The sequence below is a fragment of the Halobacterium hubeiense genome (assembly GCF_001488575.1).
Classification (GTDB): domain Archaea; phylum Halobacteriota; class Halobacteria; order Halobacteriales; family Halobacteriaceae; genus Halobacterium; species Halobacterium hubeiense.
This window is the reverse complement of sequence record NZ_LN831302.1, coordinates 1041930-1062121: the sequence shown is the minus strand read 5'-3', so window position 1 is coordinate 1062121 and position 20192 is coordinate 1041930. Positions and strand designations below refer to the sequence as shown.

The following is a 20192-nucleotide window of genomic DNA, read 5'->3' as shown; positions in this document are numbered from 1 at the left end:
TTTGAGAACTGGGGGAGAACATTAATTACGTCCGGAGCACCTGTATCACTCCGAATGAAGTTTATCCACCTCACCCCGGCTGCGCTCGTCTTCGTCCAGCTCGGGGCACTGGCCGTCGGGATGGCCAGTTGGCTCGACGACGACGAGGAGGGGTCGGGGGACTCCGGCGGCGGCGACGAGTTCGGCGGCGATGACGAGGAGTTCGACGACGACTTCGATGACGAGTTCGGTTCGTTCGACGACATGGATGGCGGCGGGGGCGGTGGTGCGGGCGCCCAGGACGCGTCCGTCAACGAGCTCGAACACCGCATCGAGGAGCTCGAAACCGAAGTGTCGAACGTCGCGTCGAAGGCCAACACCGTCCGCAGCGAGAACGAACAGATCAGCGAGAGCGTCGAGGACGTCGAGGAGAACGTCCGCAAGCTCCTGGAGATCTACGAGATGGTGACTCGCGGGGTCAACCCGTTCGTCGACGACGTCAACGCCGACGCGATGGGCGGTGGGGGTGGCGAGAGCTTCGGCCTGTTCGACGACGACGAGGGCGGCGGCGACGACGCCGCAGACGACGACCTCGACGCGGACATCACGGACGCCGACGCCGACGACTTCTTCGAGGACGACGCCTTCGAGGAGGGCGAGGAGATGGATGAGGGAATGGACGACGAGATGGAGGACCTCGACGACGACGTCGGCGGGTTCGACGAGGAGTTCGACGACGAGGGCGACGACGAGATGGACGAGTTCGGGGAGTTCAAGGAGGAAGACGACGGGATGGACGAGTTCGGCGAGGACGACGGCGACGAAGAGGTCGGCGGCGACGGCACTTCCTTCGCCGAGCTGAAAGAGGAGTACGAGTCCGGCGACGCCGACTGGGCCGAGGAGGGCGAGGAGCCGCCGGCGGACGTGGAGGCGGACGCAGACGAGACCGCGACCGTCGAGACCGAGGACTCGGAACTCGGGTTCGACGACTCCGACCTCGAAGCCGACGACGAACCCGCGGACGAGCCAGCAGACGCGACGGACGACAAGCCGGAGGACGGCTTCGAGTTCGAGGATGAGCCCGAGGAGTCGGGCGTCGACGAAGCCGCCGGCGCGGCGCCGGCCGCACCCGGCCTCGGGTTCGCGTCGAACGGCGACGAGCCGCATCTCTCGGAGCCGCCGACGGGCTACCTCGCGGACGTCGTCGCGCTGGAGTGGCTCGACTACCTGCTCTCGGAGTTCGGGCCGAAGAACACGGTGCGCACGCTGAACTACTACGAGCGCATCGGCTGGATCGGCGAGCCGGTCCGGGAACACCTCTTCGACTACCTCGAGGGGCTCACTGATTCGGACTACCTCTACCGCGAGGAGTTCGGGACGACGGACCTCACGATGGACGACCACTTACAGAGTCTCGACTACATCGACGAGCTGGCGAGCGAGAACATCGAGCGCGCCATCGTCGACCGCTTCGACGACCTCCACAGGAATGGGATTCAGCGTTAGTGGGTCCGCGGCAATCCTGTTCATTGCCGCGTTCGTCAGCGTCGGCATCCTCTACTCGGCGGCGTACAACGGCTACGAGCGCGTCCAGGACGCCGACGGCAGTTACGACGACCGGATGCTCGAACAGCGCAACACCGCCGTGAACGTCACGAACGCAACGTACAACGCCACCGGCAGCGAGCACGTGACCGTGAACGTGACCAACGAAGGGTCTACGTCGCTGTCCATCGGGGAGACCGACCTCCTCGTCGACGGCGAGTTCCAGTCGCGGGACAGCTACATTGACTGGGACGTGGAGGGACAGACGAACACGACGCTGTGGCTGCCCGGGGAGACGTACAACATCACGGTCGACGCGGGTACGAACGGGTCCCGCGTGAAGGTCGTGACGGCGGGCGGCGTCACGGTGACAGCGGAGGTGGCCTGAATGGCGAGCGTCTCCTCGTCGACGCTCATCATCTTCATCGCGAGCATCCTCGTGGCGGCGTCGGTCGCGGGAACGATGACCAACGGCGTCCAGCGACTGAGCGGCGCGCTCGGTGACCGGAGCGTAGACGTCAGCGAACAGATTCGGACGGACGTCGAACTCATCAGCGACCCGGGGTCGCCGTCGTCCATCTACGACAGCAGCGACGACACCATCACGTTACTCGTGAAGAATACGGGGTCAAAGACGCTGCCAGCGAGGCCGGGGACGTTCGACATCCTCGTGAACGGCCGGTACGTCTCGCCGTCGAACGTGAACGTCACGGTCATCGGTGGCGGGCAGTGGCAGACGGGCGATGTCGCACGGGTGACGCTGGAACGCGATCTCTCCGCGGACGACCACCGTATCGTCGTGACGGTCAACGGCGACGAGGAACTGCTGGAGTTCAGAACATCATGAGCACGCGAAACCTCTACTCGCTCGGACTAGACGAACACGACCGACTGAATAACGAGCTCGGGGGCGGCATCCCGGGCGGCAGCATTGTCCTCGTGGAGGGCGACTACGGCGCGGGGAAGTCCGCGCTGAGCCAGCGCCTCACGTACGGGCTCTGCGAGGAGGATCACGCCGTGACGCTGGTGTCGACGGAACTCACCGTACGCGGGTTCATCGACCAGATGCACTCGCTGAGCTACGACGTCGAGGAGCACCTCCTCAACGAGAACCTCCTGTTCTTCCAGGCCGACGTCGACTCCGGCGGCAGCACGCTGCGGGGGGACACAGACGAGAGCAACCGGATGCAGCTGCTCAAGCGGCTGATGGAGGCCGAGAAGATGTGGGAAGCCGACGTCGTCATCATCGACACGTTCGACGCCATCCTCCGAAACGACCCGAAGTTCGAGGCGCTGGTCCGTCAGAACGACGAGCGTCAGGCCGCGCTGGAAATCATTTCCTTCTTCAGGGACTTGGTCTCGAAAGGAAAGGTCATCGTTTTGACCGTGGACCCCAGTACTGTAGACGAGGAAGCGATCGGTCCGTTCCGCTCCATCGCGGACGTGTACTTCGAACTACAGATGGCGGAGGTTGGCAATGACGTCCGCCGTTCGATCGCGGTGCGGCGCTTCGCCGGGATGGGCGAGCAGGTCGGTGACACCATCGGGTACTCCGTGCGGTCCGGAACCGGTATAGTCATCGAGAGTCGGAGCGTAGCGTAGCACGAGCACACCACCATGGCAGACCACGGGAGCCGTCAGATCGGGCACGAGCTGCGGGAGACCGCGAGTCGGAACACCCATCTGCGCGAGTACCTCCAGCGGTTCAAGCAGTTCACGGGGGAGTTCCCGGAGTTCATCGACGAGCCCGAAGACGAGTGGGAGGCGGACAAGCCGAACGTCCTCTACCCCGTCGGCGGCCCGATTTACTGCCACGTCTACGGCGACCTCGGGAAGGACACGAAGTACTACACCATCGAGCCGGAGCTCTCCGGTCCGGAGGCGGCGGTCTTCGACCAGGTGCGCGAGCGCATCCTGGAGAAGTCCGTGAACAAGCCGGCGCCCGAGCAGGAAGCCGAGTACGACGACCGTATCGAGGAGCTCTTAGAGGAGACGGTCCGCATCAACGACGACGACGAGGGCGGCGTCTTCCAGCGGATGCGCACGCTCCCGCAGAACCTCGGGACGCTGGTGCGGAACTTCGACGCGTCGTCGGTCGCCGACCGGATGGTCAGCGACGAGCGCGGCCAGATGTCGATGGACACCGGCGACCTCTCCGGCAAGCAGGTGAGAGCGGGCGCGCGCCGCGTCGCGACCGCCCCCAAGCAGGCCGCCCGGCAGTTCCGCGCGGCGGCGCCGCTGGTCCGTGACGCCCTCGAGGAGGCGTTCGGGTTCGGCCGGATTCCGGTCACGCAGTCCACCTACGAGAACATCCGCTACCAGCTGAACCGCGACATCGTCGGGTTCGGGCCGCTGGAGCCGGTGATGCGCGACCCGTACAACGAGGACATTCACGTCATCGGCCCGAGCCACTGTTACGTCGACCACGGCACGTTCGGGATGCTGGAGACGACCGTGGACTTCGGGACGCCCGACGAGTTCGACGGCTGGCTGCGGAACATGGGCGAGCGCATCGGTGACCCGGTGTCCGACTCCGACCCCATCGTGGACTCGACGCTCCCGGACGGCTCCCGTGTGAACATCATCTACAGCGACGACGTCTCCCTGAAGGGGCCGTCGCTGACCATCCGTCAGGGCGACGAGGTGCCGCTGTCCGTCGGCCAGATTACGAACTGGGGGACGCTGTCCCCGGAGCTTGCAGCGTACCTCTGGCTGTGCTTGGAGAACGAGCAGACCGTCTTCGTGGTCGGGGAGACGGCGTCCGGGAAGACCACGACGCTGAACGCCATCATGTCGTTCATCCCTCGGGACTCCAAGATTTACACCGCAGAGGACACCGCCGAGGTGCTGCCGCCCCACGACACGTGGCAGCAGCTGCTCACCCGCGAGGGGCAGGGCGAGAACTCCGCGGACGTGGACATGTTCGACCTCGTCGCGGCCGCGCTGCGTTCCCGCCCCGACTACATCATCGTCGGTGAGGTGCGTGGCGAGGAGGGTCGGATGGCGTTCCAGGCCGCCCAGACCGGCCACCCCGTGATGCTGACGTTCCACGCCAGCGACATCGTCTCGATGATTCAGCGCTTCACGGGCGAACCCATCAACGTCCCGGAGACGTTCATGGACAACGCCGACGTGGCGCTGTTCCAGAACCGCGTCAAGCAGGGCGACGACGTCCTGCGCCGCGTCACCTCCGTGCAGGAGATCGAGGGGTACTCCAAGGAGATGGGTGGCGTCGTCACCCGGCAGGCGTTCTACTGGGACCCCGTCGAGGACGAGATCGTCTTCCAGGGCCGGAACAACTCCTACGTCCTCGAAGAGCAGATTGCGACCCTCCTGGGGTACGCCGACACCCGCGAAATCTACGACGAACTGGACTTCCGCGCGGACATCATCGAGCGCATCATCCAGGAGGACCTGACGGGGTACCACGAGTTCAACGAGACCATCGAGTCGTTCCAGCGGGACGGCATCGAGGGCCTACCGTTCACCATCACGCGCGGGTTCTAGTATGGCCGCGGAGGACGTCGAAGCCGAGCCGACTGGCACGCTCGAAGACATCGAGTTCGGCGACCTCGTCGACTCCGTCGTCGAGTCCTACCGGCAGATGTCGATGCCGGCGTACACGTACGCGCTGGTCGTCATCGTGCCGTCGGTGGTGTTCCTGCTGGCGTCCATCGCGGCCATCTTCGTCGTGGACCTGCCGATGTTCGTCGCCGTCCCGATTCCGATGCTCGGCGCGCTCGGGCTCGTGACGGCGGTGCTGTACCCGAAAATCAAGCGCGACCAGCGCCGCACACGCATGGAGAACCGCTTCCACCTGTTCGTCACGCACATGACCATCCTGTCGACGACGAACATCGACCGCGTGGAGGTGTTCCGGCGGATGGGCGACGAGTACGAGTACGGGCCGCTCGCCGAGGAGTCCCGGCGCATCGTCCAGCTTATCGACGCGTGGAACCAGAGCCTCGACGACGCCTGCCGGATGCGCGCGAACGCCGTCCCCAGCGACCTCGTGGCTGACTTCCTCGACCGGCTGGCGTACACCATCAACTCCGGGGAGAGCCTGGAGGCGTACCTGACCTCCGAGCAGGACGCCATCATCCGGAACTACGCGACCGTCTACGAGGGCCAACTGGAGAACCTCCAGGTGATGAAGGACCTCTACCTGTCGATGGTGTTGTCCGTGACGTTCGCGCTCGTGTTCGCGACCGTCCTGCCCATCCTCTCGGGGACGGACCCGACGATGACGGTGTCGGCGGTCGTCGTGCTGTACTCGTTCATCCAGATCGGGTTCCTGTACGCCATCTACACGGTCGCGCCCAGCGACCCGCTGTGGTACTTCCCGGAGAACCGGACGACGTGGGCCGAGTGGCGGCTCCGCATCGCGACCGGGTTCGGCGTCGGGCTGTCGGTGCTGTTGGTCGGCGCGACGCTGGCGGTGTTCCTCGGGTGGACGCGCATCGACCCCCACAGCGTGCCGCTCCCGATGTACGCGGCGGTGCCGACGACCCCGCTCATCATTCCGGGGCTGGTCGCGCGCGCCGAGGAGAAGCGCGTGAAGGACCGCGACGACGCGTTCACGAACTTCATCCGCGCGCTGGGCGCCAGCGAGACGGCCCGGCAGACGACGACCACGCGCGTGCTGGAGACGCTGCGGAACAAGAACTTCGGCGCGCTCACCGAGCTCATCGACGACCTCTACAAGCGGCTGAACCTCCGGCTGAACGCGGAGAAGGCGTGGCGGTACTTCACCGCCGACGCCCACTCGTACCTGATTCAGAAGTTCAGCGAGATGTACCTCATCGGCCGCCAGATGGGGGGCGACCCCAAACACCTCGGCGACCTCATCTCCGGGAACATGGGCGAGGTCCAGCAGCTCCGCCAGCGCCGCAATCAGGCGGCGTCGACGATGGTCGGCGTGCTGTACGGCATCACGGCGGCGGCGACGTTCGCGTTCTTCATCGGGCTCGGCATCGTCGACGTCATCTCCGGGCTGGGACTCGACTTCTCGAACTCCGCGGTGCCGGTCGACGACCTCATCAACACGGCGATGTACGACATCCAGCTCATCGAGTACCTGCTGGTCGTGACCGTGCTGGTGAACGCGGTGTTGTCGTCGCTGATGATTCGCGTCGTCGACGGCGGCCACAAGGTGAACGCGTACATCCACTTCGTGGTGTTGACGTGGATCTCCTCAATCATCGGCTCGATGACGCTTCGGCTCGTCGAGTCGCTGCTGTCGGTGTAGCGGGGAGCCACACTTATGTATCGTAGTCCGCTATCTCTCCCACGATGAACGAGGCCGGAGGCGACGGGTACGTGTTCGCCGTCGCCAGCGGGAAGGGTGGCGTCGGGAAGTCGACGACCACGGCGAACCTCGGCGTGGCGCTCGCCGACGACGGCTTCGACGTGGCCGTCGTGGACGTCGACCTCGGGATGGCGAATCTCGCCGGCCTGCTCGGCGTCGACCCGGACGTGACGCTGCACGACGTGCTCGGCGGTGAGGCGTCGCCCGCCGACGCCACCTACGAGACGAACGGCCTCACGCTCATCCCCGGTTCGACGGACTTAGACCAGTTCGCGCGAGCGGACGCCAAGTCCCTCCACCGGGTCGTCGAGTACCTCCGCGAGGACAACGACGTCGTGTTGCTGGACGCGGGCGCGGGGCTGAGTTACGACATCGCGATGGCGATGAGCGTCGCGGACGGCGTGTTGCTCGTGACGACCGCGGAGCTGAACTCGCTGACGGACGCGACGAAGACCGGCAAGCTCGTCGGGAAACTCGACAAGCCGGTCGTCGGCGCGGTGTTCACGCGCACGGGCGACGGCGGCTTCGACGACGTTGAGGGCATCGCGGCGGCGCTCGGGACGACCGACGCGGTGACCGCCAGCGTCCCCCACGACGACGCAGTGAAGCTCGCGGTGCGGAAGGGCACGCCGGTCGTCTCGTTGAAGCCGGAGAGCCCGGCGGCGCGCGCGTACGACCGCCTCGCCGCGAAGCTCGCGGACAGCGTCGGCATGGAACCGACGGAGCCGGAGTCGTCGGGCTTCGAGTGGGTGGACCCCGACACGGGCGAGACCGAGGAGGCCGCCGAGCCCGACGACGACGGGCCGGTCTACGAGATTCCGCTCGAAGACCTCATCGAGGAAGCCGGGCTGGACGCCGACGAGGAGACGTCGAAGCGCCGCGTGAAACTGTACGACCGCGTGAAGTCGAAGTTCTCGTAGCCGCCGTCACTGCTGGGGCGTGACGATGCTGTACATGACGAAGAGGTACCCCCCGGTCGTGAGCACGTAGTTCGCCGTCAGCAGCGTCCGGGTGTGCTCGAAGTCGGTGACGAACGCCACGACGGTCGTGCCGATGGCGGCGGTGACGACCAGCGCGAAGCCGGCCGAGAGGTGCATCATGGAGTGTCGGCCGGTGTCGAGGTACGCGCGAACCGCGAACGCCACCATGCTGAGGCCGGCGGCGGCGAGGGTCGCGCTGAAGACGAGGTAGATTGCTTCGATGGGGCGCATGGTCGCGTGGCTCGTACGCACGTCCCCCAGACTCCGTATAAAGATGTCCCCGCGATTATTATCTCGGAGAATCACACCGTCACTGCTCGGAGCGGAGGTCGCTCCACACGTCCACGAGCGCGTTCTTCGCTTCGGTGCGCTCCTTGGTCTCGATTTCGGTCTCGTCGACGCCGAACTTCACGGATATCTCGTCGACTTGCCGGCGGTAGACCTTGGTGCGGCGGCCCTCGTCGGAGAGCTCTTTGCCCTCGAGCTTGAGGAGGTCGTGTTCGTTGAGCTCCTCGATGCGCCGGTAGCTCGTCGCAATCGGGATGTCGAGCTCCTCGCTGAGCTCTTGGGCCGACTTCGGGGAGTGGGTGGCTTCGAGAATCTCGGCGTTGTACTTGTTGCCGAGTACCCGCAACACGTCCACCGGGTCCATCGAACTGATGATGAGTTCGGAGGGAAAAAAGAGTGTCGTCGTCGGCGCGTCAGTCCAGCGGCCGAATCCGCCGGACGGACGCCGGAGAGGACAACCATCTGATAGGTATCGCGGCGTAGACCCAACGCTTAATTCGGTCGGCCCCAGATTCGCCGCTATGACATCGGAGACGGACGTGCTGGAGTTCTCTCTCGGCGAGGACCGCTACTGCATCGACATCGCGCACGTCGACGAAATCGTGGACGCCACCGAGGACGTCACGCCGATTCCGAACGCCGACGCGAACGTGGTCGGCGTCGTCGACCTCCGCGGGGAGACGACGACCGTCGTGGACCCGCGCGTCCGGCTTGGAATCAAGGGGTCGCCGGACGGCAGCCGCATTGTCGTCCTCTCCGAGCACGAGAGCACGGGGCTGCTGGTCGACGACGTCCACGAGGTCGAGTCAGTCGATCCCGACGAAATCGACGACTCCGCTGCCTCCGAGACGACCCGTGGCGTCGTCCGCCGCGACGACCGCTTCGTCGTCTGGGTGGACCCGGACGCCCTAGTCTAGGAGCGCGTCGACGTCCGCGTGGTCGTAGAGCAGTTCCTGCATCCGGTCGACGGTGCGCTCGTCGCGGACGCGCCCACCCCGCACTAGTTCTTCGGCGCGCTCGACGGTCGTCAGCGTGTCCGACTGCACCGAGAGGACGGGGACGTCGTTCTCGGCTGCTTTCCCGAGTACCGCGCCCGAGGGCCGGTGGCCGCCGGTGAGCACGAGACACGTCACGCCGGGCGCGTCGAGGGCGGCGGTCTGGACGTCCGCGCGGTCGCCGCCCGTGATGACCGCGGCGTCTTTCGTGCGCCGGAAGTGACTCAGCGCGGCCTCGCCGCTCATCGCGCCGACGAGGAACCGCTCGACGCGCTCGCCGGTCCCCGCGCCGTCCTCGGTGAGCACGTCCGCGCCGAGTTCCGTCGCGAGGTCCGCAACCGTGACGCCGGCGAGGTCGGCGTCTTGCGGGAGCACGCCGAGCACGGGCACGTCGCGGCCGTCGAGGAATGGCGCGACGTCGGTCTCCACGTCGTCGTAGACGGCGTCCTGTACGGCGTTGAAGACGACGCCCGCACACCGGTCGCCGAGGTTGTCGGCGGCCGCGAGGACGTCGTCGACGTCGCTGGGTTCGCCGTACTTCGAGAGCACGACGACCTCTGCGTCCAGTAGCTCCGCGACCTCGGGGTCCGTGAGGTCGACGATGCCGCCGGTCGCGAGGTCGTCGGCGCCCTCTACGACCATCAGGTCCTTGTCCTCGGCGAGCCCGTCGAAGGCCTCCTGCACGCGCGACCGGAGTTCCGCGGGGTCCTCGCGGCCGCGAATCGCGCCCTCGACGAACGTCGGCGAGTAGACGACCGGTTCGAGTTCGTGCATCTCGGCGTCGAGCCCGAGCAGCTCCCGGGCGAGCATCGGGTCGGCGTCCAGCGTCTTCCCGACGTTGCTCTCCAGACGGGTGCCCTTGGGCTTCATGTAGCCGACGTCCGCGCCGCGTTCGGTCGCCAGCCGCGCCAGCGCGAGCGCGACCGCGGTCTTGCCGGTGCCTGCTTCCGTCGATGTGACCAGTAGCGTGTTCATAGCTGTTCGGGGTCGATGGTGAGCCGCACGTCCAGTGCCTGCACGCCGTCTGCGGTCGCCAGCAGCGGGTTCACGTCCAACTCCAGTATCGCGGGGAAGTCCGTGACCAACTGGCTGAGCCGCTGGACGGCGTCCGTAATCGCTTCCTCGTCGGCCGGCTCGCGGCCGCGCGCGCCGCGCAAAAGCGGCGCGGAGTCGAGGTCGTCTATCATCTCGTCGGCCTCGCGCCCGGAGACGGGCGCGACGCGGACGCTCGTGTCCTCCAGCACTTCCACGAAGATGCCGCCCAGCCCGAACAGCACGAGCGGCCCGAACTGGGGGTCGCGGTTCACGCCGAGAATCGTCTCCGTGCCCGCGTCGGTGTCCACCATCTCCTGGACCTGGACGCCGAGGATGGTGGCGTCGGGCTGGTAGTTCTTCGCGCGCGTCACGAGGTCCTCGTAGGCGTCCCGGACCTCGTCGTCGGGGACACCGACTTTGACGCCGCCGATGTCGGACTTGTGGAGGATGTCCGGGCTGACGATTTTCATCACGACGTCGCCGTCGATGTCGTTGGCGACCCAGACGGCGTCCGCGGGGTCGTCCACGACTTCGCCCTCCGGCGTGGGGATGCCGTAGGCGTCCAGCAGGTCCATCGCTTCGACGCCGAGCCGGCGGGAGCCCCGGTCGGCGGCGTCGGTCAGAATCTCGCGGGCGCGCTCGCGGTCCACGTCGAACTCGGCGGGCTCCTCGTACTCGCGGGCCTCGACGGCGCGCTGGACGGCGAGCGCGTCGAGGCTGTCCACCGCCCGCGCCGGGTCGAAGTAGTTCGGGATGCCCGCCGCCGAGAGCGCGTCCGCCGCGCGTTCCGTGCGCTCGCCGCCCATCAGGCACGCGACCACGGGCTTGCCGTGCTCGGCCTGCCGCTCCGCGAGCACCTCCGCGAGCTCCGCGAAGTCGAGGACGGCGGTGGGCGCGGCGACGACCACCGCACAGCCGACGTCCTCGGAGCCGAGGACGGTGTCGAGCGCGTCGGCGAATCGCTCGACGCCCGCGTCCCCGAGCACGTCCACGGGATTGTAGACGTTCCCCTCCGCGGGCAGCATCTCCGAGAGCGCGTCGATGGTGTCGTCGCCGAACGACGCCATCGAGAGCCGGGCGTCGCCGACAGCGTCCGTCGCCATCACGCCCGGGCCGCCCGCGTTCGTGACGACCGCGACCTCCTCCGAGTCCGGCAGCGGGAGGCCGTCGAGGGCGCGCGCGAAGTCGAACAACTCCTGGACGTTCTCCGCGCGGACGACGCCCGCCTGCTCGAAGCCCGCCTCGTAGGCGGCCTCGCTGCCCGCGATGGTGCCCGTGTGCGAGGACGCGGCCTGCGCGCCGGCCTCCGTGCGGCCGGACTTCACGACGACCGCGGGCGTGTCCTCGGTGACCTCGCGGGCGGTGTCGATGAACTCGCGGCCGTCCTCGATGCCTTCGAGGTAGCCGAGCACGACGTTCGTCTCGGCGTCGTCGTGCCACTGCCGGAGGAAGTCCGTCTCGTCCATGACGGCCTTGTTCCCGAGGCTAACGACGTCCTTGAAGCCGATTCCCTGGTCGTTCGCCCAGTCCAGCACGGCCGTGATGAACGCGCCCGACTGACTCATGAACGACAGCGAGCCGGGGAGCGCGTTCGAGGGGCCGAACGTCGCGTTCAGTCCCGACGGCGTGGAGAGCACGCCGAGGCTGTTCGGGCCGACGAGGTTGAGGTCGTAGTCGTCGGCGACCGCCGCGAGGTCGCGCTCGCGGTCGGCGCCCTCGCTGCCGGTCTCGCTGAACCCCGCGGTGATGACCACGACGTTCCGGACGCCCGCTTCGCCCGCGTCGCGGACGGCGTCGACCACCACCGACGGCGGGACGACGACGACCGCGAGGTCGGCGTCGGGCGCGGTCTGGAGGTCCGGATAGCAGTCGTAGCCCAGCACTTCCTCGCGGCCGGGATTGACGGCGACGACGTCCCCGTCGAAGTCAGCGAGGTTCGTCACGATGGCGCGACCGACGGCTCCCTCCCTGTCGGTCGCACCGACGACGGCGACACGGTCGGGCGCGAACAGCCCGCTTGCGTCGTCTTCCATCTTCGTGTGAACCGACGGCTGGCAGGGGGATAAAAGCGTCCGCGGCTCCCGCCAGACGAGAACCCTACTCGCCCGAGCCCGCAGAGCCCGACTCGGCGAGCCGGTCCTCGTACTTCGCCAGCGCCTCGTCGAGGGCGGCGCCGGCGTCGTAGTCGAGTTCGTCGGCGAGCGCGAGCAGGCAGAACAGGGCGTCGCCGAGTTCGTCGCGTTCCACGTCGGCGCCCGCGCCGGCGCCGTAGTCGGTGGACTCGTTGACGTTCTTCGCGAGTTCGCCGACCTCGCTGGCGAGGTCGAGCACGCGGTTGGCGGGCGGGACGCGCATGTCGTTGTCGTCGAGGAACGCGGCAACGCGGGCTTGCTCGTCCATGCGCCGTGGGTGAAACCGAATCCCCTTCACTCGGACGGTTTTAGGTTTCCCAAAATTTTCTTTCTGGAACGGTAAAGACTATTCCGCGGACGTTCGTAGCCTCGGACATGGAACTGACGGGTGCGCTCGCGTTCGTCTTCTTCGCGGGCCTGCTGACGGACCTCGCCACGGGACTGGGCGCGCTCCCGTTCTTCTTCGTGGACGACGTCGACGACCGCTGGCGCGTCGGCCTCTGGGGACTGGCCTCCGGCATCATGCTCTCCGCGTCCGGCTTCGGGCTGTTCCGCGAGGGCCTCAACTACGGCACGCCGCTGGAGGTCGGCGCGGGCGCGCTCGTCGGCGTCGCGCTCGTCGTCGCCGCCCGCCGGCTCATCGACGACCACGAGTTCGAACCCCGGGACATCGCGCAAGCGGACTTCGAGAAGCTGGTGCTCATCGCGGGCGTGCTCACCGTCCACTCGTTCCCCGAGGGCGTCGCCGTCGGCGTCTCCTTCGCGGACATGGGGCTGGAGGGCGGCTACCCGATCTTGGGGTTCTCGGTGCCGCTGCTCGCGGTGTTCATGACCATCGCCATCTCCATCCACAACGTCCCGGAGGGGCTGGCGGTGTCGATTCCGCTCCACGAGCACGGCGCGCGCCGCTGGCAGCTCGTCGGCGTCGCCGTCTTCACGAGCATCCCCCAGCCCATCGGCGCGGTGATAGCGTTCGCGTTCGTCCAGTTCGCGCGCACCCTCCTGCCCGCCGGCTACGGGTTCGCGGGCGGCGCGATGGTCTACCTCGTGCTCACCGAGTTCCTCCCCGAGGCCCGCGAGGTCGGCCGCCGCCTCCCGAACGGCGGCCGCCGCGAACTGCTCGCCGGGCTGGTCGTCGGCGTCGTCGCGATGCTCCCGCTGCTGGTCGCGTAAGCGATTTGTCCCCGCCCCGCGACGGTTCGGGCGTGTTCGACATCGGGGACCGCTGGCTGGTCGCGTGGAGCGTCGGCTACGCCGCCGTCGGCGCGTCGTCCGTGCTCGTGCCGCTGTACGCCATCGCGCTCGGCGCGGACGCGTTCGTCGTCGCCGTCGTCGCCGCGACCGCCGCGTTCGCCGGCATCCCCGGCGCGCTCGCGTGGGGCCGACTCGCCACCCGCACCGGCCGCTACCGGCCGTTCCTCCTCGTGAGCCTCGGGCTCTCGGCAGTCTCGTTCGTCGCGCTCCCGCTCGCCGAGTCGCTGCCCGCGGTCGTCGCCGCGAACGCCGCGCTCCAGTTCGCCGTCGCCGCGGCCGCGCCCGTGCTCGCGCTGCTGGTCGTCTCCGGCCACCCCGACCCGGAGTGGGACCGCCGCATCGGCGTGCTGAACGCGTGGCAGGGCTACGGCTGGCTCGCCGGCCTGCTCGCCGGCGCCGCGTGGACCGCCGTCGCCGGCCGGTACGTCGCCGCAGTCACCGCCCAGCGGTGGTTCTTCTACGCCTCCGCGGTCGCGTGTGCGCTCGCTACCGCGCTCGCGTGGCGCTGGCTCCCCGGCCGGCCGGACGTCTCGACGGCCCGCTTCGGGCGGGCGACCGTCTCCATCGAGAGCCTCCAGCGCGGCGCGGGTCGGGCCGCGCGCCTCGCGCCGTTCTCCGGCGTGCGGTCGTTCTGGGCGCTGCGCCGGCTCCACCCGCGCGCGCTCGCCGCCCGGCTGACGCCCGGGCTCTCGGGCTACCTCGCGGCCGCGACGCTGTTCTTCACGGGGTTCGCGGTGTTCTTCGGCCCGCTCCCCTCCTATCTCGCCACGGACCTCGGGCTCTCCTCGGGGAGCGTGTTCGCGCTGTTCCTCGTCTCCAGCGCGGCCTCCGCGGTCGCCTACGAGCGCGTCGGCGCGCTCGCCGCGGTCCGCAGCGCCGAAGCCGTCCAGACAACCGCGCTCGCCGCGCGCGTCCTCCTCTTCCCCGCGGTCGCGTTCGCGGCCGTACTCGGTGCGCTCGCGCTCCCGGGGCTGGTCGTGCTGTTCGTCGCGGTCGGTCTGACGTGGGCGGTCGTCGCCGTCACCGGTACGACCATCGTCGCGCGGCTCGCGCCGCCCGCGGTCCGCGGGGACGCGCTGGGCGCGTACACGGCGCTGGGCGGTCTCGGCACTGCGGTCGGCAGCGTCGTCGGCGGTCTGCTCGCGACAGAACTCAGTTACGTCGGCGCGTTCGGCGTCGCCGGCGGACTCGTGCTCGCGGGAGCGGTGGTCGCGGCGGTGACCCGCCGGACTACAGAATAATCGACTTCTTGCGGACGAACTCGTGGATGGTCGAATCGAGGCCCTCGCGGCCGATGCCCGAGTCCTCGTTCCCGCCGAACGGGATGTCGCCGAGGCCGTGCGAGGGCGCGCCGTTGATGCGGACCGCGCCCGCGTCGATGTACTCGGCCATCCGCATCGCGCGGTCGTAGTCGCTGGTGAACACGCACGCGTCCAGTGCGAGGTCCGAGCGGTTCGCGACGTCGAGGGCTTCGTCGTCGTCCTCGAACGTCGTCACCGCGCACACCGGACCGAACTGCTCCTCGTCGATGATGCGGGCGTCCTGCGGGACGTCCGCGAGCAGCGTCGGCTCGAAGACGTGGACGCCCTCGGCCTGCTCGTGGCGGTCGCCGCCGCGGACGACGGTCGCGCCGCGCTCGACGGCGTCCTCGACCAGTTCCTCCACCCAGTCGGCCTGTTCCTCGCTGATGAGCGGGCCGAGGTCGGTGTCCTCGTCGAAGAGGTCGCCCTGCACCCAGTCGTCCATCCCGGCGTCGATGCGCTCGACGAGGTCGTCGTGGACGGACTCGTGAGCGAGCACGCGCGAGACGGCCGAACACCGCTGGCCGGCGTACTTCAGCGACCCCTTCGCGGCCGCCGCGGCGGCCTCGTCGAGGTCAGCGTCCTCGAAGACGACGGCGGGCGCGTTCCCGCCGAGTTCCATGTGGAGGTTCACCATCCCGGACTCGTAGGCGACGTGCTTGCCGGCGCCCGACGAGCCGGTCATCGCGATGGCGTTCACGCGGTCGTCGCCGGCGAGCGTGTCGCCGATGGCGCTGGCCTTCCCGGGGACGAAGTTGAACGCGCCGTCGGGGAGGTCGGCCTCGTCCACGATTTCCGCGAGGATGGCGGCGCTGACCGGCGTCTTGCTTGCGGGCTTGACGACGACAGCGTTCCCGGCGGCGAGCGCGGGCGCGACCTGCAGCGCCGTCGTCGCCAGCGGGTAGTTGTACGGCGTGATACACAGCACCGCGCCGACCGGCTCGTGCTTCACGATGGCCTCCCAGCCCTCGTGGCCGCTCGTGGTGCCCTCGCGGTACTCGCCCTTGAGGTGGCGAATCTCCTCTTTCGCGCGCTCGAAGCGCTCGGCGGCGGAGTCGACCTCGCCGCGCGCCGAGGAGATGGGCTTGCCGGCCTCGCGGACGATGACCTCCGCGAGTTCGGTCTTGCGGTCGCGCAGGCCGTCCGCGATGGCCTGCAGCCACTCGCAGCGCTGCGGAATCGTGGTGTCCCGGAGCGTCGCCTTCGCTTCCTCGGCGGCGGCGAGCGCGTCGTCGGCGGCGCCCTCGTCGGCCGCCGCGACTTCGGCGAACGTGCCGCCGTCGGCGAGGTCGGTGACGGGGAAGGTGTCCGGCCCCGTGACCCACTCGCCGCCCACGTACAGCTGCTCCCGGCGACGGATGGCCTCTCGTTCCATACACCGAGGTTGGCACGCCCCGGGTAAAGACTTTACTCAAATTCGTATTAACGGTGTCCGTCGGCTTTTTGCCCGCTGCGCGCCGACTCCGCGGCGTGCCGACACCGACCGTCGCCGCCTGTCAGACCGACCTCGCGGACCTCGACCCGCCCGCCAACCTCGCCACCGTCGGGGAGCGCCTCGCCGCGCTCGACGACCGCGTGGACGTCGCGCTGTTCCCCGAGTACGCGCTCACCGGCTTTGTCGGCGACGAGCGAATCCGCGACGCCGCGCTCGCCCGTGACGGCGACGCCCTCGACCGCCTCGCCGCCTCCGCCGCGGACTACGACGTGCGCGTGCTCGCGGGCTTCGTCGAGGACGCGGGCGACGACTACTACAACACCGTCGCCTACGTCACGCCCGACGGCGACCGCACGTTCTACCGGAAACGGAACCTCTGGGGCGGCGAAGCCGACGTGCTCACGGCCGGCGACAAAGCGGTCTCCGTGGAGACACCCGTCGGGAAGACCGGCATCGTCACCTGCTACGACCTCAACTTCGTGGACGTCAGCGCCGAGTTCGCCCGCGAGCGCGTCGATGCGCTGTTCGTCGTCGGCGCGTGGCCGGGTCCGCACAGCGAGAACTGGCGGCTCCTCCTGCGCGCCCGCGCTCTCGACGGCGTGCGCTGGGTCGTGGGCTGTGGGCGCACCGGACGGCGCGACCTCCCGGACGCCCGCGGCGTCGACTACGCCGGCAAGTCCGCCGTCGTGCGGCCGGACGGCGCCGTCAGCGCCGCACTCAACCGCGACGAGCGCACGCTTGTCGCGGACCTCGACCCGGAGATACTGGCGGAGCAACGCGAGTTCGTCGGCGTCTTCGGCGACGAGTAGCCGGCTACAGCGATTCGAGGTCGTTGGCGCGCTCGTGGATGTCCGAGGAAGAACAGCCCGCGGGCGTCTTCAGCGCCTTCATGCCGATGGGGGCGCCCGCGCGTTCCCCGGCGACGCGCAGCGAGGCGGCGGCCCACGCGGCCGCCTCGTCGTCCACCGGGTGGTAGTCGGCCGCCGTCGCGAGCAACTCCCGGGCGGTGTCCGCGACGTACTCCGAGGCGGGCAGGTACTCGCGGTACCAGTCGATGGCGGCCGCCGCGGTCGCGGGCGGCGGGTTCCGCTCGCGCAGCACCTCGCGCTGTTCCTTGTAGCGGTTCCGGATGGTGACGTGCGTGACGTCCGCCAGCTCCGTGAGCGTGTCCTGTCGGACGTCCATGTCGGCCTCGACGCAGGCGTTGTAGATGGCGGCCGCCGCCCACCCGCTCGGGGACTTCCCGCCCGCGATGCCGGCGTTCTCGCAGTGGTCGACGATTTCGCGGGCGCGGTCCGCGACGCCCTCGGGGAGCGCGAGTTCGTCGGCGTACCGGTCGACGTACTGGGAGGCGTCCGCAAACCCCGAGAGGTCGATGCTGAGTTCGCTGGTCACCGCCTTCGCGCGCCGCAGGAGCTGCGTGCGGTCGGCCTCGGTCGCGTCCACGAACTCGTCGACGGTGCGCGGGACACGCTCGACCTTGCACGCGACGTAGAGGCACGCCGCAGCGGTCGTCGCGACGTTGTGGGCGTGGGCGGCGCGCTGGTCGCGGTGCCGTCGGAACACCGCGACCGCGGTCTCGGTCGTCTCCGCGGGGACGCCGAGGACGGTCGCGGCGGACTGGATTCGGTCGAGCGCGTCGCCGACCACCTGCGGCTCGGCGCTCGTCTCGTCGGTCGTCATCTAATCGTCCCGGAGTGTGTCGTGTGGGGACAAATAACTCGGGGTTGAGGCGGATACCACGCGCCGGCCAATCAGTCCGACAGCGTCGCGACGAGGTCGTGGAAGTCCGAAATCGTGAGGTCGGGGTCGCCCGCGAACGGCTCCCACGGCGAGCCCTTCCGGTCCACCCACGCGGCCTGCATCCCCGCGTGGCTCGCGCCGAGCACGTCGAACCAGCCCGCCGTGACGTGGACGATTTCGTCGATAGGCGTCCCGGTTCGGGCGGCGGCGTGGCGGTACAGTTCGGCGGCGGGCTTGAACGTCTCCACCTCGTCGGCGCTCACCGTGTCCTCGATGAGGTCGCCGATGTCGGCGTGTTCGACCATCGAATCCAGCATCTCGGGGTTGCCGTTCGAGACGACGTAGCAGTCGTAGCTCGCCTCGGTCAGCGCTTCGAGGCCGCTACGCACGTCGTCGAAGACGTCGAGTTCGTGGTAGACCGCGAGAATCTCGTCGCGCTCCGCGGTGGTGACGTCGGCGCCGTACGCGTCTAAGGCGTACTGGAGGGCGTCGCGGTTCATCTCGTAGAACGGCTGGTAGGCGTCGACTTGGTTGGCGACGAACGTGTACGCGAGCGACCGCGAGCGCCACAGCCGGGAGACTGGTTCGGGGTCGGCGACGCGGTCGGCGAGCGCGCGCTCGGCGGCGTCCACGTCCACGAGCGTGCTGTACGAGTCGAACGTGACTGTCCTGACGCGCTCCGGGTCGAAACTCATCGCCGTCACCTTCAGCCGGGACGCGGAAAACTCTCGGGCCGACCGGCGCCGCTCGGGGTGCCGTTCTGCGCGCCGCTTGCGAACGCGCTACTCGTCGGCGAGCAGCCGCGACTGGACGTAGGCCTCGACTTCCTCGCGGACGTCCCCCGTCTGCGTCTCCTCGGCGGTCACGCGTTGGTTCATCGCGCCGTTGACGAGCGTCAACAGGAACGATGCCACGTCGTCGGGGTCGACGTCGCGGAATACGCCCGCGTTGACTCCGTCGCGGACGATGCTCGCGACCTCCTCGCGGAACGTCTCGTCGCTGCGCGTGAAGTGGTCGCGGTAGCGGTCGTCGTGAGCCGCCTGCGCGCGCAGCTCCACCATCGCCTCCGTGAACTCCCGCTGGTCGTCGGGGAGTTTCGCGGCGAGCGCGTGGTCGAGAACCGCGTCGAGGTGCTCGCGGGGCGGCAGGTCGTCGTCGGGCGCGGCCTGCTCGAACTCCGCGAGCATGAACTCCAAGAAGTCCAGCAGGAGCTCGTCCTTGCTGTCGTAGTGGTGGTACAAGAGCGACTTGCTCTTCTCGAAGTGGTCGCCGATGCGCTGAATCGTCAGCCCCGCGTAGCCGTGCTCGCGGAGCGCGTGGAACGTCGCCTGCATTATCGCCTCCCGCGTGGTCGCCGGCTCGCCGCTGAACGGGTGAGCGTCCGCCATCGGTGAACGGATAGTTAACCGAGCGGGATAGTGATGTCGATGGTCGCGGCCGGCGTGCCGGTCGCTCACGCACGCCAATCGGCGGAACGCGCTGGGACCGCCAACCCCCTACGTGGGGGTAACGTACCGTAACTGTATGTCAGAAGCCAGCCAGCAGTCGCGAACGGACGCCGCCATCGAAGTTCTGCGAAGCCGCCGCTCGGGGCACAACTTCGACGCCAGTGAGGACATCGACGAGGAGACGCTGGAAGCCATCGTCGAGGACGCGACGCTCGCGCCCTCGTCGTTCAACCTCCAGCCGTGGGAGTTCGTCGCCGTCCGCAACGACGACCGCCTCGACGAACTCGTCGAGATTGCCAACGGGCAAGAGCACATCGCGGAGGCCGGCACCGCGATTCTCGTCGCCGGCCACACCACGCCGAAGACCGCCGACCGCGTCTTCGACGAGTGGGTCGAGGCCGGCCGCGTCGACGCCGAGACCGGCGACGCGATGCGAGAGCAGACCGTCGCCGGCTACGAGTCCGACCGCGCGGGCCGCGACTACGCGATTCGCAACGCCTCCCTCGCGGCGGAGAACATCCTGCTGTCCGCGCACGCCCGCGGCCTCACCGCGACGCCGATGACCGGCTTCGACTTCGAGGCCGCCGCCGAGTTCGTGGACCTCCCCGACGACGCGATTCCGGTCGTCCTCATCGCGGTCGGCCCGAGCGGCGGCGACGAGCCCGAGCGCCTGCCGCGCCGCGACGTCGAGGAAGTCCTCCACTACGAGACGTTCTAACGGCACTTTTCCCGCCGTATTTTCACGACCA

At 68.7% G+C, this 20192-nt stretch carries 21 protein-coding genes; 12 read left to right on the top strand and 9 right to left on the bottom strand.

Annotation, left to right across the window (positions count from 1 at the left end; genetic code table 11):
* The first annotated feature begins 54 nt into the window (after positions 1 to 54).
* From HHUB_RS05440 to minD, 7 genes are read left to right on the top strand one after another with little or no spacing between them, the layout of a single operon-like run.
* Positions 55 to 1485, top strand: a complete 1431-nt coding sequence (locus HHUB_RS05440) for a FlaD/FlaE family flagellar protein (protein ID WP_059056575.1) — start codon at positions 55 to 57, stop codon at positions 1483 to 1485.
* Positions 1469 to 1912, top strand: a complete 444-nt coding sequence (locus HHUB_RS05435; protein ID WP_059056574.1) for a fla cluster protein FlaF — start codon at positions 1469 to 1471, stop codon at positions 1910 to 1912. Before HHUB_RS05440 ends, HHUB_RS05435 begins: the two co-directional genes overlap by 17 nt.
* Positions 1913 to 2371: a flagellar protein G gene (locus HHUB_RS05430; protein WP_059056573.1), complete on the top strand. Its 459-nt coding sequence runs from the start codon at positions 1913 to 1915 to the stop codon at positions 2369 to 2371.
* Positions 2368 to 3126 (top strand): ATPase domain-containing protein, encoded by a 759-nt coding sequence (locus HHUB_RS05425; RefSeq protein ID WP_059056572.1) that lies wholly within the window; start codon positions 2368 to 2370, stop codon positions 3124 to 3126. The genes HHUB_RS05430 and HHUB_RS05425 overlap by 4 nt, the downstream gene beginning before the upstream one ends.
* A gap of 15 nt (positions 3127 to 3141) precedes the next feature.
* On the top strand, positions 3142 to 5031 hold the full coding sequence (locus HHUB_RS05420; RefSeq protein ID WP_059056571.1) for a type II/IV secretion system ATPase subunit: 1890 nt from the start codon (positions 3142 to 3144) through the stop codon (positions 5029 to 5031).
* Between the two features lies 1 nt (position 5032).
* Positions 5033 to 6772, top strand: coding sequence for an archaellar assembly protein FlaJ (gene flaJ, locus HHUB_RS05415; protein WP_059056570.1), 1740 nt, complete (start codon positions 5033 to 5035; stop codon positions 6770 to 6772).
* Positions 6773 to 6816: 44 nt separating this feature from the next.
* A complete protein-coding gene (minD, locus tag HHUB_RS05410; protein ID WP_059056569.1) occupies positions 6817 to 7752 on the top strand; it encodes a MinD/ParA family ATP-binding protein in 936 nt (311 codons plus the stop codon).
* A 6-nt stretch (positions 7753 to 7758) separates the two neighbouring features.
* On the opposite strand, the gene HHUB_RS05405 is transcribed toward minD, so the two are convergent.
* Together HHUB_RS05405 and HHUB_RS05400 are read right to left on the bottom strand one after the other, a co-directional pair.
* Positions 7759 to 8043 (bottom strand): DUF7521 family protein, encoded by a 285-nt coding sequence (locus HHUB_RS05405; protein ID WP_059058210.1) that lies wholly within the window; start codon positions 8041 to 8043, stop codon positions 7759 to 7761.
* Positions 8044 to 8122: 79 nt separating this feature from the next.
* On the bottom strand, positions 8123 to 8464 hold the full coding sequence (locus HHUB_RS05400; protein WP_059056568.1) for an ArsR/SmtB family transcription factor: 342 nt from the start codon (positions 8462 to 8464) through the stop codon (positions 8123 to 8125).
* Between the two features lie 157 nt (positions 8465 to 8621).
* On the opposite strand from HHUB_RS05400, the gene HHUB_RS05395 reads away from it, so the two are divergent.
* Complete coding sequence (locus HHUB_RS05395) at positions 8622 to 9017, top strand: chemotaxis protein CheW (RefSeq protein ID WP_059056567.1); 396 nt, start codon at positions 8622 to 8624, stop codon at positions 9015 to 9017.
* On the opposite strand, the gene HHUB_RS05390 is transcribed toward HHUB_RS05395, so the two are convergent.
* From HHUB_RS05390 to HHUB_RS05380, 3 genes are all read right to left on the bottom strand, one after another.
* Positions 9009 to 10070, bottom strand: coding sequence for a phosphotransacetylase family protein (locus HHUB_RS05390; protein ID WP_059056566.1), 1062 nt, complete (start codon positions 10068 to 10070; stop codon positions 9009 to 9011). The genes HHUB_RS05395 and HHUB_RS05390 overlap by 9 nt on opposite strands.
* Complete coding sequence (locus HHUB_RS05385; RefSeq protein ID WP_059056565.1) at positions 10067 to 12163, bottom strand: acetate--CoA ligase family protein; 2097 nt, start codon at positions 12161 to 12163, stop codon at positions 10067 to 10069. The genes HHUB_RS05390 and HHUB_RS05385 overlap by 4 nt, the downstream gene beginning before the upstream one ends.
* 64 nt (positions 12164 to 12227) lie before the next feature.
* The gene (locus HHUB_RS05380) at positions 12228 to 12530 is read right to left on the bottom strand and encodes a MazG nucleotide pyrophosphohydrolase domain-containing protein (RefSeq protein ID WP_059056564.1); all 303 of its coding nucleotides are present in this window, start codon (positions 12528 to 12530) and stop codon (positions 12228 to 12230) included.
* A gap of 107 nt (positions 12531 to 12637) precedes the next feature.
* Here HHUB_RS05380 and HHUB_RS05375 point away from each other — a divergent pair, with 107 nt between their 5' ends.
* Together HHUB_RS05375 and HHUB_RS05370 are read left to right on the top strand one after the other, a co-directional pair.
* Complete coding sequence (locus HHUB_RS05375; RefSeq protein ID WP_059056563.1) at positions 12638 to 13435, top strand: ZIP family metal transporter; 798 nt, start codon at positions 12638 to 12640, stop codon at positions 13433 to 13435.
* Between the two features lie 32 nt (positions 13436 to 13467).
* A complete protein-coding gene (locus tag HHUB_RS05370; protein ID WP_059056562.1) occupies positions 13468 to 14757 on the top strand; it encodes an MFS transporter in 1290 nt (429 codons plus the stop codon).
* Here the strand turns inward: HHUB_RS05370 and HHUB_RS05365 are convergent.
* A complete protein-coding gene (locus tag HHUB_RS05365) occupies positions 14747 to 16192 on the bottom strand; it encodes an aldehyde dehydrogenase family protein (protein ID WP_059056561.1) in 1446 nt (481 codons plus the stop codon). The genes HHUB_RS05370 and HHUB_RS05365 overlap by 11 nt on opposite strands.
* 95 nt (positions 16193 to 16287) lie before the next feature.
* Between HHUB_RS05365 and HHUB_RS05360 the strand changes: the two genes are divergently transcribed.
* Positions 16288 to 17061: a carbon-nitrogen hydrolase family protein gene (locus HHUB_RS05360; protein WP_059056560.1), complete on the top strand. Its 774-nt coding sequence runs from the start codon at positions 16288 to 16290 to the stop codon at positions 17059 to 17061.
* 4 nt (positions 17062 to 17065) lie between these two features.
* Here the strand turns inward: HHUB_RS05360 and HHUB_RS05355 are convergent, their stop codons facing one another.
* The 3 genes from HHUB_RS05355 to HHUB_RS05345 all read right to left on the bottom strand — a co-directional run bounded on the left by HHUB_RS05355 (position 17066) and on the right by HHUB_RS05345 (position 19383).
* Positions 17066 to 17935, bottom strand: a complete 870-nt coding sequence (locus HHUB_RS05355) for a transcription initiation factor IIB family protein (RefSeq protein WP_059056559.1) — start codon at positions 17933 to 17935, stop codon at positions 17066 to 17068.
* Positions 17936 to 18006: 71 nt separating this feature from the next.
* A complete protein-coding gene (locus HHUB_RS05350) occupies positions 18007 to 18690 on the bottom strand; it encodes a haloacid dehalogenase type II (protein WP_059056558.1) in 684 nt (227 codons plus the stop codon).
* Between the two features lie 87 nt (positions 18691 to 18777).
* A complete protein-coding gene (locus HHUB_RS05345; protein WP_059056557.1) occupies positions 18778 to 19383 on the bottom strand; it encodes a TetR/AcrR family transcriptional regulator in 606 nt (201 codons plus the stop codon).
* Between the two features lie 136 nt (positions 19384 to 19519).
* Between HHUB_RS05345 and HHUB_RS05340 the strand changes: the two genes are divergently transcribed.
* Positions 19520 to 20161: a nitroreductase family protein gene (locus HHUB_RS05340; protein WP_059056556.1), complete on the top strand. Its 642-nt coding sequence runs from the start codon at positions 19520 to 19522 to the stop codon at positions 20159 to 20161.
* Positions 20162 to 20192: the final 31 nt, after the last annotated feature.